The 13,880-nt window shown below is 59.8% G+C and carries 10 protein-coding genes, 1 tRNA gene and 2 pseudogenes; 6 read left to right on the top strand and 7 right to left on the bottom strand.

Features of this window, described 5'->3' with window-relative positions:
• Positions 1 to 109: 109 nt before the first annotated feature.
• Positions 110 to 724, top strand: a complete 615-nt coding sequence (locus tag ACIP1G_RS06445; RefSeq protein WP_400734800.1) for a LysE family translocator — start codon at positions 110 to 112, stop codon at positions 722 to 724.
• A gap of 628 nt (positions 725 to 1,352) precedes the next feature.
• Positions 1,353 to 1,811: a hypothetical protein gene (locus tag ACIP1G_RS06440; RefSeq protein ID WP_400734799.1), complete on the top strand. Its 459-nt coding sequence runs from the start codon at positions 1,353 to 1,355 to the stop codon at positions 1,809 to 1,811.
• 201 nt (positions 1,812 to 2,012) lie between these two features.
• Here ACIP1G_RS06440 and ACIP1G_RS06435 read toward each other — a convergent pair whose 3' ends face one another.
• The 4 genes from ACIP1G_RS06435 to ACIP1G_RS06420 form a co-directional block, all read right to left on the bottom strand.
• A complete protein-coding gene (locus ACIP1G_RS06435) occupies positions 2,013 to 2,780 on the bottom strand; it encodes a TorF family putative porin (protein WP_400734797.1) in 768 nt (255 codons plus the stop codon).
• Positions 2,781 to 2,877: 97 nt separating this feature from the next.
• Positions 2,878 to 4,620: an amidohydrolase gene (locus tag ACIP1G_RS06430; RefSeq protein WP_400734796.1), complete on the bottom strand. Its 1,743-nt coding sequence runs from the start codon at positions 4,618 to 4,620 to the stop codon at positions 2,878 to 2,880.
• Positions 4,621 to 4,699: 79 nt separating this feature from the next.
• Entirely contained in the window at positions 4,700 to 5,917 is a 1,218-nt protein-coding gene (mhpT, locus tag ACIP1G_RS06425; RefSeq protein WP_400734794.1) for a 3-(3-hydroxy-phenyl)propionate transporter MhpT, read from the bottom strand.
• 303 nt (positions 5,918 to 6,220) lie between these two features.
• Entirely contained in the window at positions 6,221 to 6,673 is a 453-nt protein-coding gene (locus tag ACIP1G_RS06420; protein ID WP_400734792.1) for a MarR family winged helix-turn-helix transcriptional regulator, read from the bottom strand.
• Positions 6,674 to 6,859: 186 nt separating this feature from the next.
• Here ACIP1G_RS06420 and ACIP1G_RS06415 point away from each other — a divergent pair, with 186 nt between their 5' ends.
• From ACIP1G_RS06415 to ACIP1G_RS06400, 4 genes are all read left to right on the top strand, one after another.
• Positions 6,860 to 7,690, top strand: a complete 831-nt coding sequence (locus ACIP1G_RS06415; RefSeq protein ID WP_400734790.1) for a p-hydroxycinnamoyl CoA hydratase/lyase — start codon at positions 6,860 to 6,862, stop codon at positions 7,688 to 7,690.
• A 123-nt stretch (positions 7,691 to 7,813) separates the two neighbouring features.
• Entirely contained in the window at positions 7,814 to 9,262 is a 1,449-nt protein-coding gene (locus ACIP1G_RS06410) for an aldehyde dehydrogenase (protein ID WP_400734788.1), read from the top strand.
• 154 nt (positions 9,263 to 9,416) lie between these two features.
• Positions 9,417 to 11,297 carry a feruloyl-CoA synthase gene (locus ACIP1G_RS06405; protein WP_400734786.1) on the top strand — a complete coding sequence of 627 codons (1,881 nt, stop codon included), beginning with the start codon at positions 9,417 to 9,419 and terminating at the stop codon, positions 11,295 to 11,297.
• A 113-nt stretch (positions 11,298 to 11,410) separates the two neighbouring features.
• Positions 11,411 to 12,274: an amidohydrolase family protein gene (locus ACIP1G_RS06400; RefSeq protein WP_400734784.1), complete on the top strand. Its 864-nt coding sequence runs from the start codon at positions 11,411 to 11,413 to the stop codon at positions 12,272 to 12,274.
• A gap of 242 nt (positions 12,275 to 12,516) precedes the next feature.
• Here the strand turns inward: ACIP1G_RS06400 and ACIP1G_RS06395 are convergent.
• The 3 genes and pseudogenes from ACIP1G_RS06395 to ACIP1G_RS06385 form a co-directional block, all read right to left on the bottom strand.
• Positions 12,517 to 12,654 (bottom strand): annotated as a pseudogene (locus tag ACIP1G_RS06395) (integrase); the annotation flags it as partial.
• A 129-nt stretch (positions 12,655 to 12,783) separates the two neighbouring features.
• Positions 12,784 to 12,860: transfer RNA gene (locus ACIP1G_RS06390), tRNA-Met, on the bottom strand.
• Positions 12,861 to 12,993: 133 nt separating this feature from the next.
• Positions 12,994 to 13,689: pseudogene (locus tag ACIP1G_RS06385) on the bottom strand (FecR domain-containing protein); the annotation flags it as partial.
• Positions 13,690 to 13,880: the final 191 nt, after the last annotated feature.

The following is a 13,880-nucleotide window of genomic DNA, read 5'->3' as shown; positions in this document are numbered from 1 at the left end:
TGAAAAAAACTAGCAGATATGCCTCACTATAAATCGATTTTTCCCAACCAATAAGCTCTCGATAATCACCAGGTCTGTGCATTTTCATCGCCTATCGAGAGCCTTCACCATGACCGAACTCATCGCCGTCGCCCTGTTCACCCTCCTGGCTGTCATCAGCCCCGGCGCCGACTTCGCCATGGTCACCCGCAGCAGTTATGCGCAGGGCCGCAAGGCCGGGCTGGCCGCGGCCGTGGGCATCGCCCTGGGCGTGCAGGTGCATGTGCTGTACACAGTGCTCGGCATCGCGGTAATCATCAGCCAGAACCCGGCGCTGTTCCTGGTCATGAAAGTACTGGGAGCGGGTTACCTGATCTACCTGGGCTACAAGTCGCTGACCAATACCCGGCGCATCAGCCTTGATGGAATTGACCAATCGGCTGCCGGCGTGCTGCAGGCACTGCGCACCGGCTTTTTGACCAATGCCCTCAACCCCAAGACCATGTTGTTCGTCATCAGTGCCTTCACCCAGGTGGTACAGCCCGGCAGCCCGCTGGCACTGGATTTTGCCTACGGCGCCTTCATGTCCTTCGCCCATTGGCTGTGGTTCAGCCTGGTCGCGGTGTTTTTCTCCAGCCCGGCATTGCGCAAGGCGATGATCGAACGGCAAATGCTGGTGGACCGGTTGATCGGCCTGGCGTTGATCGGGCTTGGCCTGGCAGTGGCGGTGACCGGTATCCGTTGAGGAGCGGGGGGCGCGCTTTCAAAGTGGCGTTGATGGGGCAATTACAGGCAGCGCATTTTTCGTTGGTATATAGATGAAATCGACGCTTTCCTGATTCAGTCCGGAAACTAATCAACCCCAATCATTGAGCCTGCGAAACGGCGGGTCAGGCATCGGCTTGCCTGCAAAAGATGATCTGGACGAATAAGTCCGTCGGGAGTATTTCGATGAAACCGATAGATAAGCTGCTACCACGACTGGCCAAGGTGCGCGAAGTCGCATCGTCGCAATGGGTTGCGCGTTGCCCTGCTCAAAGTCCGTCCGAAACGGAGGATCCCCCTAAAGGGGAGCCTCCGTTTCGGACGGACTCCATCGATAAAAAACATGCGGCAAGTCAACTCGCAGGGCCCCTCGATGGACCAAAGCACCTGGTCGGGTTTGTTCATCAGTCGATCCCCAACCGCCGTCTAGCCTGCTCGTAGCGAGCCCTATCCTCCGTGCTTAGCTCCATCTTAGAGGAGGCGACGGGCAGTGAGCGACCGTCAGCAAGTGTTGGCAACTGCCGATCAGGCACAGCAGTTGTCTTGCGACTAGCTTTAACTCGAACACTAAATTCTCCGTCCACAGCTCAATCAGGTAAAGGTTCGTTATGACTAAAAAAATCGATCTGACGATTACCCGCGATTACCTCAATCCGTTTGCCTCGCCGGACAACCCCAAGTTAAGCCCCGAGCTGGTGGACTACCTGTCAGATAGCGCCTGGTACCACCCCGAGCTGTGTCTGCACATTCGCTGCCCCGAAGATGAGCGAGAACGCCTGCAACAAGCCATCAGCAATACCTTTGCGGAAAAGAGGGAGCAACTCAGAGGGGATATTCGCACCCAACGACTGGTAGCATTGACACTCCTGGGCCTGGCACTGGCCTTGGTGCTGGCAGGTACAGCGCTGGGCATTGAAGGCACCATCCCCGTGGGAGTCGTTACCGTCACCGCGTGGATGCTGCTCTGGCGTAGCGCAGAGATATTTTTTCTGGATATCCGCAGCATTAACCGACAGCAGCGTAAGTACCAGCGCATCGCCAGCGCATCAAAGCAGTTTTATGCCTGAGTTCTGGCGAGCCGAAAATCCGAATTTTTCAACTGCATCGACCCATTGCTACCCTGTATGAAGGGCACCAATGGGTCGGAAGCTGGCAGATGTAGAGGACGGCTATCGATCCCTATTGGTGATAGGTAATACAGAAAAGCCGAGTGTCGCTGCTGTCAAAACTAGCAATCGGCCATAGGTCTTTTCTAGATGAAAGTCCCGTCAGAATGCCTTGCTTACGCCAACGACTACGGTTGCGCTGCAAGAGTCGGTATAGCCGTACCACAGGGCACATTCACTCTGTGACAAGTCGGTATCGATGTAGCTCAGCTCCCAGGTCAACCCCACGAACTCGCGGCTCAGGCGCACTTGCCATTCGCGGTAGCCATCGCGGGTATTGCCGTCGCCTGCAAAGAAGGCCGGGTCCTTCATGTCATTGCGCCCGTAGCGCATATCCAGGCCGACCTCCGCTGGCAGCAGGGTCTTGTAGCCCAGGTAGGTATAAAGAGTGTCCTGATGCTTGCCGAAGTAGTTTTCGACATCGCTGGAGTAGTTGACGCCTAGTTGCGCGCCGTAAGCGCCGAAGATGGCGTAGGCCTCGCTCATGTTGAACTCGCTGTTCTTGGGGTAGCTGTACTTCATGTACCCCATGTCGAGGCTGATCGCATCACTGATCTGCCAGTAATAGCCGGCGTAGTAGTCAAGCTCTTGGCGTGTGTCGAGCCGTTGTTGTTGCCCTTGGGCATCGACGGCGGAGCCGAAGTCGACGTTGGAGGTCCAGACGCCGGCGTACAGGCCGTTGTTATGGATCAAGATGATTTCGAGTTGTGCGGCCGGGTCGCCGAGCGTCTGGCTGATACCGCGGCTGCGGTACTCGCTCAGGGCGCTGAGTTTGACCTGAAGGTTCATGTCTTCAGTCAGGGGGACGGCGTGCGAGGCTTGGGACAGCAAGGCAAGGCCGAAAAAAAGGTGTGGGTGTGCAGCGCGCATGCGGTTTTCCTTATTGTTATCGAAGCACGTTTTACGGTCATGGCTCCGCCGTTCCCCCCGCTGTGGAGCGGGGAGTCAGGCGTATTTCGTGTAGGGGTCAGGAGGCGGGGGCGTATACCTGCTTGCCGGCAAAGAAGGTCCGCAAGACCTGGGTGTCGAACAGCGCCTGGTCGCTGACGTTGAATACATCGCGGTCCAGGACGATCATGTCAGCCTGTTTGCCGGGTGCCAGGGAGCCGATCTGCCGTTCCAGACGCAGCGTCTTGGCGGCATTGAGGGTATAGGCGTAGAACATGCTTTCGCGATCCATGCTCTCGGCACTGTTGAGTACGCCGAAGGGGCCTTTGCGAGTAGAGGCCTGGGCAATGGCGTTCCAAGGGTTGGGGCTCGATACAGGCCAGTCGCTGGCCCCGGCGATGGTCGCCCCGGCCTTGAGCAGTGAGTGCGCCGGGTACTGGCGCTGGTAGGCGGATGCGCTGATGTAGGGCTTGACCAGCTCCTCGGTGTAGCTCTCGGCGGTGGCCCACAGCAGTTGCATCGAGGCGATGACGCCCAGTTGCTTGAACCTCGGGAAGTCCGAGGCCTCGACCAACTGCAGGTGGGTGATGCTGTGCGCCGTCGGCGTCGGGTTGACCTTGCGGGCATAGTCGAAGCCATTCAACGCTTCGTGCACGGCGCGGTCACCTACGGCATGCACATGCACGATCCAGTCGTATTGCTCGGCTGCCACGACCAGTTGGCCGAAGCTGGCCGGGTCGATCAGCAGTTGTCCGCGCTTCTGGCTGTTCTTGTAGGGCTCGATGACCGCGGCCGTCTGGCCGGGAAACTCCATCACGCCGTCAGCGAAGATCTTGATGCCCGGGAAGGTCAGGTTGGGGATGCCCTGGTATTTGTGCATGACCTTGCCGAGCACTTCCAGGTCGGCAGGTTTGCTTTTGGGGTAGGCGACCAGCAGGGCCGCGACATGGGCATTGAGTTCGCCATTCTGTGCCAGCTTGCTGTAGAGCGGCAGCACGCCGAGGTCCTTTTCGGTGGGGCGCATCTCGAACGTCGAATCGCTATGACCCGCATTGGCGGCAGCGTCCATCCAGGCGGTCACACCGTACTGGTTGTTGATCTCTACGGCCTTGCGGGCCGCATCGAGCATTGTCGCTTCAGTGGGCGCGGGGAGCTGGTTGCGTACGCGGTCCCAGCCGCCTTCGGCCAGGAAGCCGGTGGGGGTGAAGTCGGCATCGTGGGCGATGAAGCTGCGGTCTTTTTCCGCCAGGCCCTTGACCAGCGTCGCATCGATCTTCAGGCGTTTGAGCATGGCACTGTTGGCCCAGCCGGTATGGCCATCGACACCGCTGAGGACCACTGGCTGCTCTGCCCAGCGGCCATGGTTGAAGATCTTGCCCAGTTCGCTGCTTTGTTCCCAATAGGCTGAGTTGATGCCGGCAACATTGACGATGTCAGCCTTGCGCGCACGCCCCGCCTGGTCCTCGGCCACCACCCATTGCTCGAGCTCTGGCAAGGGTTTTATTTCATCGTGGAGGTTGGCGCCCATGCTGTCGAATGCGCCCATCACCGGGTGGCTGTGGCTGTCGATCAGGCCAGGCATCAGCACCTTGCCAGCGAGATCTATGCGTTGCGTGGCGGTATCGGCAAGCCGCTGGATCTCTGCGTCGCTGCCGACCTTGAGGATCTTGCCGTCTTCCACTGCGACCGCCTGGGCCAGCGCCTGGCCAGGTTCGGCCGTGAACACTTTGCCATTGAACAGGATCAGGTCGGCGGCGGCCATGGACTGCGTCGAGGAAAGCGCCAGCGCCAGGGTCAGCAAGGTAGGAGTGAACCCTTTCATGTGTAAGCCTCTTGTTTTAGTCGAACAGGGAACAGTGCAAGGTGCCGCGCCGGTCGGTCGATGGCGGCGCGGCGTGTTTTTACGCAATGGGCGAGGGGTGGAGGCTTGTCTTGCGTTGGCGCAAGAGGACGATCACGCCAGCGGCGGCGATCACCACACCAGGCGAAACCGCCAGCATCAGCCCAGGGGTGCTGGTGCCGGTCGCCAACATCTGACCTGCGATCAATGGGCCGCTGATTGAGCCCAGCCGACCGATGGCCACCGCCGACCCGACACCGGTCGCGCGCACCTGGGCGGGGTAGAGCTGAGGTGCCAGCGCATACAGGATCAGCTGCGCCGCGAGAACGAAGAAACCTGCGCCGAAGCCTGCCAGCAGCATGCTGGTAAAGCCGCTGGAAAGGCCGAGCGCCAGAAGTGCTGCCAGGATGCCGGTATAGGTCAGGCCGACGAGCAGGCTGGCGCGCCAGCGGTCCAGCAGCAGCCCTGCGAGAATCGAGCCGGTCGCCATGCCGAGGTTCAGCAGCAGTTGGACCATGCCCGCCTGTGGGCGTGTGAAGCCTTGCCCGATCAGCAAGGATGGCAACCAGTTCAGCAGCATGTACACCACGGTGAGGGTGAAGAAGCAACTGACCCACAGCAGCAGCGTCACGAATGCTTGCCCTTCCCGAAATAGGCCATGCCACACGCCGATGCGGGCGGGCGCGTTCGATTGCCGGTGACTTTTGTAGGCCGCCGACTCTGGAAGCAGAAGGTACAAGAGCGGTGCGACCATCAGCGGCGCCCAGCCCCCCAGGTGAAACACCAGCTTCCAGTTCTCCATGCCCCCTAGCACGCTCACCAGCGACGCCAGGGCGCCCCCAAGCGGCACGCCGCAGTACATGAGGCTGACGGCGGTCGCCCTGGTCGAGTCGTCAGCGGACTCCGACGACAGGGCGATCAGGTTGGGCAGCGCGGCGCCGAGCCCCAGGCCGGTCAGAAAGCGCGCCGCCAGCAGACCGGTCAGGTCCGAGGTGGCAGTGGTGACCAGCGAGAAAACCCCAAACAGGATCACTGAACCGATCAGCACGTGTTTGCGGCCAACCCTGTCGGCCAGCAGCCCGCCGAGAAAAGCACCCGGTAGCAACCCCAGGATGCTCGCGCTGAACACCCAGCCCATCTGTGACTTGTCCAGGCCAAACGTAGCGGCGATGCCTGTACCCGCGATACCTGCGGACTGGATATCGATGCCCTCCAGCAGTGCCACCACAAAACACAGCAGGACGGTGATGAAGGTGAAGCGTTTGCGCGAAGGTTTCATCCGGCCACCTCATCGGTGGGCAATGGGGTGGCGTCAGGCGATGTGAGCCGGGCAGGCTGAGGCATGCGAGGAACAGCGGCTGCGTGCCTGAACGCAATGTAACGCTCGAGAGGCTTGGGCATGGAGGTTCTCGTTTTGTATTGTTGTTGTACGAAAATATAGTTATCAAAGTTAACTATTGTGGATCGTAGTTCTCAAGCGCGAACTCGTCAACGGCAAAATTCGATGGGTTTCGAGGCGGGTGCAGGGCGCCACCAAGCGGCAGGCTTGGGGCGTTGCATCAAGGGGTAGCCGAGGAGAGGGTCAGGGGGTGGCGTGCTGGTGATTGATTTTTTGCAGCAAGCCCAGTAGCTGTGCGCGCTCTGTGCTGTCGAGCGCTGCCGTGGAGGCTTCATCGCTGCGTTGCGCGACGGCTTTCAGCTCCTTGAGAAGCTGTTCGCCAGCCTTGCTCAGGAACAGGCCATAGGCACGTTTGTCAGGCTTGCAGCGAACGCGAACGGCCAGAGCCCGTGCCTCCAGCTTGTTAAGCAACGGCACCAATTGAGGAGGCTCGATGTCGAGTGCTCTGGCCAGTTCAGCCTGCGCCAGGCCTGGGTTCTGCTCGATGATGGCCAAGGCGGAAAACTGTGCGGGCCTGAGGTCGAACTTTTCAAGCTCGTTGACAAGATGCTGGAACACCTTCAATTGCGCCTTGCGCAGCGCATACCCGATCAAGGTCTCAAGTGAACCCGTGGGATTGTCGTTTTGAGGGGGCATTTGCTGAGCGATCTCGTCATTTAGGTGAGCCGGGGAACGGTTCCGATTATTGCATCATCCAGAGCCTCGCGGCCAGTGAGCGAGGGATTTGATTATTCAAGTAAATGATTAATTGACATAACTAATTGGCAGCGCTAATTTCACTTTCACAAAAAACGGCAGACAAGCCAGGAAGCGGGGTGTGAGATGAGCAGCTACGAAAATCGCTGGAAAACCGTCAACGTCGACGTGCAAGACGGCATCGCCTGGGTGACGTTGAACCGCCCGGAGAAGCGCAATGCCATGAGCCCGACCCTGAACCGGGAAATGCGCGACGTGCTGGAGACCGTTGAGCAGGATGCCAACGCCAAGGTGCTGGTGCTGACCGGGGCCGGTACTGCCTGGACCGCCGGGATGGACTTGAAGGAGTATTTCCGTGAAGTAGACGCAGGCCCCGAGATCCTGCAAGAGCGTATACGCCGCGATGCATCCGAGTGGCAGTGGAAACTGCTGCGCATGTACAGCAAACCGACCATCGCCATGGTCAACGGCTGGTGTTTTGGTGGTGGCTTCAGCCCGCTGGTCGCCTGCGACTTGGCAATTTGCGCTGATGAAGCGGTTTTTGGCTTGTCGGAAATCAACTGGGGCATCCCACCGGGGAACCTGGTCAGCAAGGCGATGGCGGACACCGTCGGTCACCGCGAGTCGCTCTACTACATCATGACGGGCAAGACATTCGACGGCCCGAAAGCCGCCCAGATGGGGCTGGTCAATCGCAGCGTGCCCTTGGCGCAACTGCGTGAAGAAGTGGTCCTGTTGGCCCAGGATCTGCTGGACAAGAACCCGGTGGTCCTGCGCGCGGCCAAGATCGGCTTCAAGCGTTGCCGCGAATTGACCTGGGAGCAGAACGAAGACTACCTGTATGCCAAGCTCGACCAGGCGCAATTGCGTGATCCGGAGCATGGGCGCGAACAGGGTCTGAAGCAGTTCCTGGACGACAAGAGCATCAAGCCGGGGCTTGAGGCCTACAAGCGCTAAGCCCCTTCAGGTCGGTGCCCCCCCAGCCTGTCAGGCCGCGGCATGCTCCTGCGCTGCGCCTGCCGTGCGCGCACTGATCTGAACAGGCCATTTCACCAGCCAAGAACAATCGAGGAATGATTCATGTTCGACGTGCCCTTGTTGATTGCCGGTCAAGCCCGTCCCAGTAGCGATGGGCGGACCTTCGAGCGTCGTCATCCCGTTACCAGCGAGGTCGTCTCGATCAGCGCCGCTGCCACGCTCGAGGATGCCGACGCAGCCGTGGCGGCGGCGAAGGCTGCGTTTCCCGCGTGGTCCGCGTTGCCTGCGAATGAGCGTCGGACACGTCTGTTGAAGGCGGCAGACCTGATGCAGGCGCGAAGCGCGTCGTTCATCGAGCGGGCGGGTGAAACCGGCGCCATGGCCAACTGGTACGGGTTGAACGTCAAGCTCGCGGTCAACATCCTGCGTGAAGCGGCGTCCCTGACCACCCAGATCACAGGCGAGGTCATCCCGTCCGACGTGCCGGGGAGCTTTTCCATGGCGCTTCGCCAGCCATGCGGTGTCGTGTTGGGGATAGCGCCCTGGAACGCCCCGGTGATTCTTGCAACACGCGCGATCGCGATGCCGCTGGCATGCGGGAACACTGTGGTGCTCAAATCATCGGAGGTGAGCCCGGCCGTTCACTGCCTGATCGGGCAGGTCATGCAGGACGCAGGCCTGGGCGAGGGCGTGGTCAATGTGATCAGCAATGCGCCGCAGGACGCGGCGGCGGTCGTCGAGCGACTGATCGCCAACCCTGCCGTGCGGCGGGTGAATTTCACAGGCTCCACCCATGTGGGCCGGATCGTCGGCGAGCTGTGCGCACGCCACCTGAAGCCAGCATTGCTGGAGCTCGGTGGCAAGGCGCCCTTTATAGTGCTGGCCGATGCGGACCTCGATGCGGCGGTCGACGCGGCAGCCTTCGGCGCCTATTTCAACCAAGGCCAGATCTGCATGTCGACGGAGCGTCTGATCGTCGATACGTCGGTTGCCGATGCCTTCATCGAAAAGCTGGCAGCCAAGATCGCCACGCTGCAAGCTGGCAGTCCGGACGATGAGCGATCGGTGCTGGGATCGCTGATCGATGTGAGCGCCGGGCAACGCATCAGGCAATTGGTCGATGATGCGTTGGGCAAGGGGGCAAGATTGGTTGGGGGTGGCCAGTTGGAAGGCAGCATCATGCAGCCGACCTTGCTCGACAACGTTGACGACAGCATGCGCCTGTACCGCGAGGAGTCGTTTGGCCCGGTGGCGGTGGTTATCCGGGGAAGCGGTGATGAGCAGTTGCTGGCGTTGGCCAACGACTCGGAGTTCGGCCTTGCCGCCGCGCTGTTCAGCCGGGACACCGCGCGCGCCCTGGCACTGGCACAGCGATTGGAGTCGGGCATTTGTCATATCAACGGGCCCACGGTTCATGATGAGGCACAGATGCCGTTCGGTGGTGTCAAGGCCAGTGGTTATGGGAGTTTCGGCGGCAAGACCGCCATCGATCAATTCACCCAGTTGCGTTGGGTGACCCTGCACCATGGGGCGCGGCATTACCCTATCTGATCGTGAGCTTCAGGTCGCATGCCCTCGTTACCGCAGCTACGGATAACAACAACACAGAGCGCCTTTAGCCTGGCGCTCGCCCCTGCAGCTGATGTCCACGGCCAAAACTCCTTGGCCAGGCGTTGCGTTGCAACCTTTTACAGAGGTTCAACACGTGAATAGCGATTTTGTTGACTGCGATGAGCGACCGGCCCTGGTTACGCCCCTGCGCGCCGTCGCGATCGGGCGACCCGGTGTTGCCATTGAGCAAATCGGCAACGTCACCTACCTGCGCTCCACCGAGCCACTGGGGCCTTATCCTCGTCGGTTGATGGAGCGATTGGTTCATTGGGCACAGGTCAAGCCTGACCAGACATTCGTTGCCCAGCGTGATGCCGCCGGGTGCTGGCAACACATTACCTATGCACAGATGCTCGGGCGCGTACGCTCCATCGCGCAGCACCTGACGGGGCTGGGGCTCAGCCAGCAACGCCCCTTGGTCATCCTGTCAGGCAATGACCTGGAGCACCTGCAACTGTCTTTTGCGGCGTTGTACTGTGGCATTCCCTATTGCCCGGTCTCTCCCGCCTACTCGACGGTTTCCCAGGATTTCGAGAAGCTGCGGCATATCATTTCGATCCTCGAGCCCGGGCTGGTCTTTGCCGCCAAGGGGGAGGCCTACACCCGCGCCATCGAAGCCGTCGTGCCGGCGGATACGCCGGTATTGCTGACCTCAGGTCAGTTGCCCGGGCGGCGGCACAGGGTTTTCAGCGACCTGTTGGGGCAAACTCCGTGCGCCGAGGCCGACGCGGCGTTCGAGGCGGTGCAGCCCTCGACGATTGCCAAGTTCCTGTTCACCTCTGGCTCGACCAAACTGCCAAAAGCCGTGATAACCACGCAGCAAATGCTGTGCGCCAACCAACAGATGCTCCTGCAGACCTTCCCTGAGTTCGGTGTCGAGCCGCCGGTGTTGGTGGACTGGTTGCCCTGGAACCATACCTTTGGCGGGAGCCATAACGTCGGCATCGTGTTGTACAACGGGGGCAGTTTCTACATCGACGATGGCAAGCCCACGCCCCAGTACTTCGCAGAGACGCTGCGCAACCTTGGTGAAATCTCGCCGACCGCCTACCTGACGGTGCCCAAGGGGTGGGAGGAGCTCGTATCGGCCCTGGAGGCCGACCCCGAGCTCAGGACACGTTTCTTTGCGCGCATGAAGCTGTTCTTCTTCGCCGGTGCGGGTTTGTCCCAGGCGGTCTGGAATCGTCTGGACAACGTGGCGATGGACCATTGCGCAGAGCGCATCCAGATCATGGCCAGCCTGGGCATGACCGAAACGGCGCCTAGCTGTACCTTCACCACTGGGCCACTTTCGGTTTCGGGTTACATCGGACTGCCAGCCCCGGGGTGCGAAGTGAAGATGGTGCCCGCGGATGGGAAGTTCGAGGTGCGCTTCCGCGGGCCTCATGTGATGCCCGGATACTGGCGCTCGCCAGAGCAGACCGCGCAGGCGTTCGATGAAGAAGGTTTCTACCGTACGGGCGATGCCGTCAGGTTTGCGGACGCCGATTGCCCGCAATTGGGGCTGATGTTCGATGGTCGCATCGCCGAAGATTTCAAGCTGACCTCGGGCGGGTTCGTGAGTGTGGGGCCTTTGCGAGCACGTGTGATCGCGCAGGGGACTCCCTACATCCATGATGTGGTGGTCACCGGGCCTGATCGAGAGCGCATAGGCTTGTTGATTTTTCCGTGTGCTGCCGACATTCGCCGACTGGCCGGTGTCGAGGCCGGTACGCCCCTGCGCGAGGCGCTGAATGCCGCCAGTGTTAAGCAGTGGCTGCTCCAACTGATCGACGAACTCAACTGTATGGCGACGGGAGTGGCCACGCGGGTTGACTGGGCTGCCTTGCTCGATGAGCCCGCATCCTTGGATCGAGGCGAATTGACGGACAAAGGCTCGATCAATCAACGAGCAGTGATGACGCATCGGGCTGAAAAAATCGAGGCGCTGTATAGCGGCCGTGACCCGGATCGGCAATTGGCGAGTGTCCGATAGTTCGGCTTTTGCACCCCACGCCCGTTTTATCCAACTTTGCCTGAAGCCGCCGTCCACCTGGCATGTGCCTGTGACGGCGGCTTGCCCCCTGCCTGACCGTTTGAGGAAGTGACATGAAGACCGCCGACCTGGTTGCCATCGATGTTCATACCCATGCCGAGTTCTCGTGCCATGAACCGGACGATGACTACCGCATCGAGTTCGAAGACGCCAAACGTAAATACTTCAAATCCGGCTCACCGCCTTCCATCGCCGAGACCATCGCCTATTACCGCGAGCGAAGGATCGGTCTGGTGATGTTCACCGTGGACTGGGAGTTCGAAATCGGACGCAGACGGGTTCCCAACGAGGAAGTTGCCCGCGCGGCCCAGGACAACGCGGACATGATGCTCGCGTTCGCCAGTGTGGACCCGCACAAAGGAAAAATGGGCGTTCGGGAAATGCGCCGGTTGATCGAGGACTTCGGCATCAAGGGGTTCAAGTTCCACCCGACATGCCAGGGGTTCTTTCCGAATGACCGTATGGCCTATCAACTGTACGAGGTCATTGCGGAATATGGCTTGCCGGCCATTTTTCACAGTGGCCATTCCGGGGTTGGCAGCGGCATGCCGGGCGGTGGTGGGTTGCGCTTGAAGTACTCCAATCCCATGCACCTGGACGATGTCGCGGCGGACTTTCCCGACATGAAGATCATCCTGGCCCACCCTTCGTGGCCTTGGCAGGATGAGGCGCTTTCGGTGTGCCTGCACAAGCCCAATGTCTATATCGACCTGTCAGGATGGTCGCCCAAATACTTCCCACCGCAGTTGGTGCAGTACGCGAATACTTTGCTGAAACATAAAATGCTGTTTGGCTCCGACTACCCACTGATTACGCCGGACCGGTGGATGAAGGATTTCACGCAGGCCGGTTTCAAAGAAGAGGTCCATGCATTGATTTTGAAAGAAAATGCGATCGAAGTGCTCGGTCTCAGGTAAGGCTATTGAGTCGATAGCTCACAAAGTGTAATACGAATTGCCGCTAAAATGGTTATAGCCAGCTGTACCACTGCGCCTCAGGTGGGGTGCCGTTCCATTCTCCTTAGCGCTTGTATCTGTGGTGGAACCGTTTGACCTAAATGGCCGCTATGGATAGCGACGGTCATACCTCGACCGTCGCTGTGCGCTTTCAGACCTCTGTCTGCTCCGCCATCTCCAATGCGTCATCGACTTCAATACCTAGGTATCGCACCGTGCTTTTCGGTGAGTGCGTGCAGCTCCTCTAGTGCTTGGATGGCCTGCCGACTCAAGGGCACGACATGTTCACGGCGTTTTTTCATGCGTTCAGGCGGTATCGTCCAAAGTTTCTTGACGAGGTCGAACACGAAGGCGAGGGCTGTCCGGGTACATGGAGCGACAAAATGAATGCCCCAGACACAAGAAAGCCCGCACTAGGCGGGCTTCTTGGTATGTTTATGGACTTCAGAAGAAGTCTGTAAACAAGTATTTGGTGGCTACACAGGGACTTGAACCCCGGACCCCAGCATTATGAATGCTATGCTCTAACCAACTGAGCTATGTAGCCGATGGCGCGCATTATTCCCTTGTACGCCCCCCCTGTCAACACTCATTTCAAAAAAATTTTGCACGCTTTCAAAAACTTAGCGGCCGAGCCCGGCTTCAGCGCACTACAAGCCAGCGCCTGAGCATCCCTTGCAGCTTTCGGTGCTGTTAAGGCCAGCTTTTTGTACCGGGCCGATACGGGTGTTATCGAAGGCTACCCGCTCACCCGCCGAAACCATGCGCTGCTCGCCACCCTGAATGACCATGGCCTTGCCGCTGACTACCAGCAGTTCGTCATGCCCCGCATGGCGGGCCAGTTGCAGGCGGGTACCGAATACTTGAATGCGCGCATCGCCCACTGCTACTTCCATGGCGCGGCCGTCGAGCATCACTTCCAGGTTCACCTGGCCCTGCACCAGGTGCAGTTGGCGAGTGCGGCCGCGCAGGTCGACATTCATCGCGCTGGCACCGCCCAGGTGCAACGTGCTGCCATCGGCCAGCCGTATGCTGCGGCGTTCACCTACGTCGGTGTGCAATTCGCTGGCCAGGCGCTGCATCAATGGCCAGTACAGGTAGGCGGCAGCGCCCAGCCCCAGCAGAAATAGCAACGCCAGCCATTTGCCCAGGTTGCTGCGACGCGCGCCGACTGGCCGTGGGCGAGGGCGAGCGGGTGGCGGCTGCAACTGTTGCCAGAAGGTTTCCAGTTCGGCATAGGCTTGGGCGTTCTGTTGCAGCTGACACCAGGCCGCGAATGCCTGGCGCTGGGTTTCGTCGCAACCGGGCTGACGCAACAGCGCAAACCACTCCAGCGCTTCTTGCTGTGGGTCGGGCTGCAGCTGCTTGGCGGGCATCGGGCTCATGGGGTCGGTCTGCTCGCGATAGGGGCCGTTTCGCCCAACGATGACAGGGGGATTAGCCGAAGATGCTAATTATATTGAGAACCATTTTCAAGTACGTCGCGACAGAGGGATAAAAAAGGTAGCTATGTATCTATTTGTTTCCCGATAATCGGATCCCAAACTGCGGACGGAGATTCAGGCAC

The sequence above is a fragment of the Pseudomonas sp. NPDC089392 genome (assembly GCF_044749595.1).
Classification (GTDB): domain Bacteria; phylum Pseudomonadota; class Gammaproteobacteria; order Pseudomonadales; family Pseudomonadaceae; genus Aquipseudomonas.
Note: the sequence above shows the minus strand (reverse complement) of the source record. Positions and strands in the feature narration are given on the sequence as shown.

What these genes read in the sequence shown, in the direction of transcription:
- ACIP1G_RS06445 (WP_400734800.1), top strand. Translation starts at nt 110, where the DNA reads ATGACCGAACTCATCGCCGTCGCCCTGTTCACCCTCCTGGCTGTCATC.
- ACIP1G_RS06440 (WP_400734799.1), top strand. Translation starts at nt 1,353, where the DNA reads ATGACTAAAAAAATCGATCTGACGATTACCCGCGATTACCTCAATCCG.
- ACIP1G_RS06435 (WP_400734797.1), bottom strand. Translation starts at nt 2,780, where the DNA reads ATGCGCGCTGCACACCCACACCTTTTTTTCGGCCTTGCCTTGCTGTCC.
- ACIP1G_RS06430 (WP_400734796.1), bottom strand. Translation starts at nt 4,620, where the DNA reads ATGAAAGGGTTCACTCCTACCTTGCTGACCCTGGCGCTGGCGCTTTCC.
- mhpT (WP_400734794.1), bottom strand. Translation starts at nt 5,917, where the DNA reads ATGAAACCTTCGCGCAAACGCTTCACCTTCATCACCGTCCTGCTGTGT.
- ACIP1G_RS06420 (WP_400734792.1), bottom strand. Translation starts at nt 6,673, where the DNA reads ATGCCCCCTCAAAACGACAATCCCACGGGTTCACTTGAGACCTTGATC.
- ACIP1G_RS06415 (WP_400734790.1), top strand. Translation starts at nt 6,860, where the DNA reads ATGAGCAGCTACGAAAATCGCTGGAAAACCGTCAACGTCGACGTGCAA.
- ACIP1G_RS06410 (WP_400734788.1), top strand. Translation starts at nt 7,814, where the DNA reads ATGTTCGACGTGCCCTTGTTGATTGCCGGTCAAGCCCGTCCCAGTAGC.
- ACIP1G_RS06400 (WP_400734784.1), top strand. Translation starts at nt 11,411, where the DNA reads ATGAAGACCGCCGACCTGGTTGCCATCGATGTTCATACCCATGCCGAG.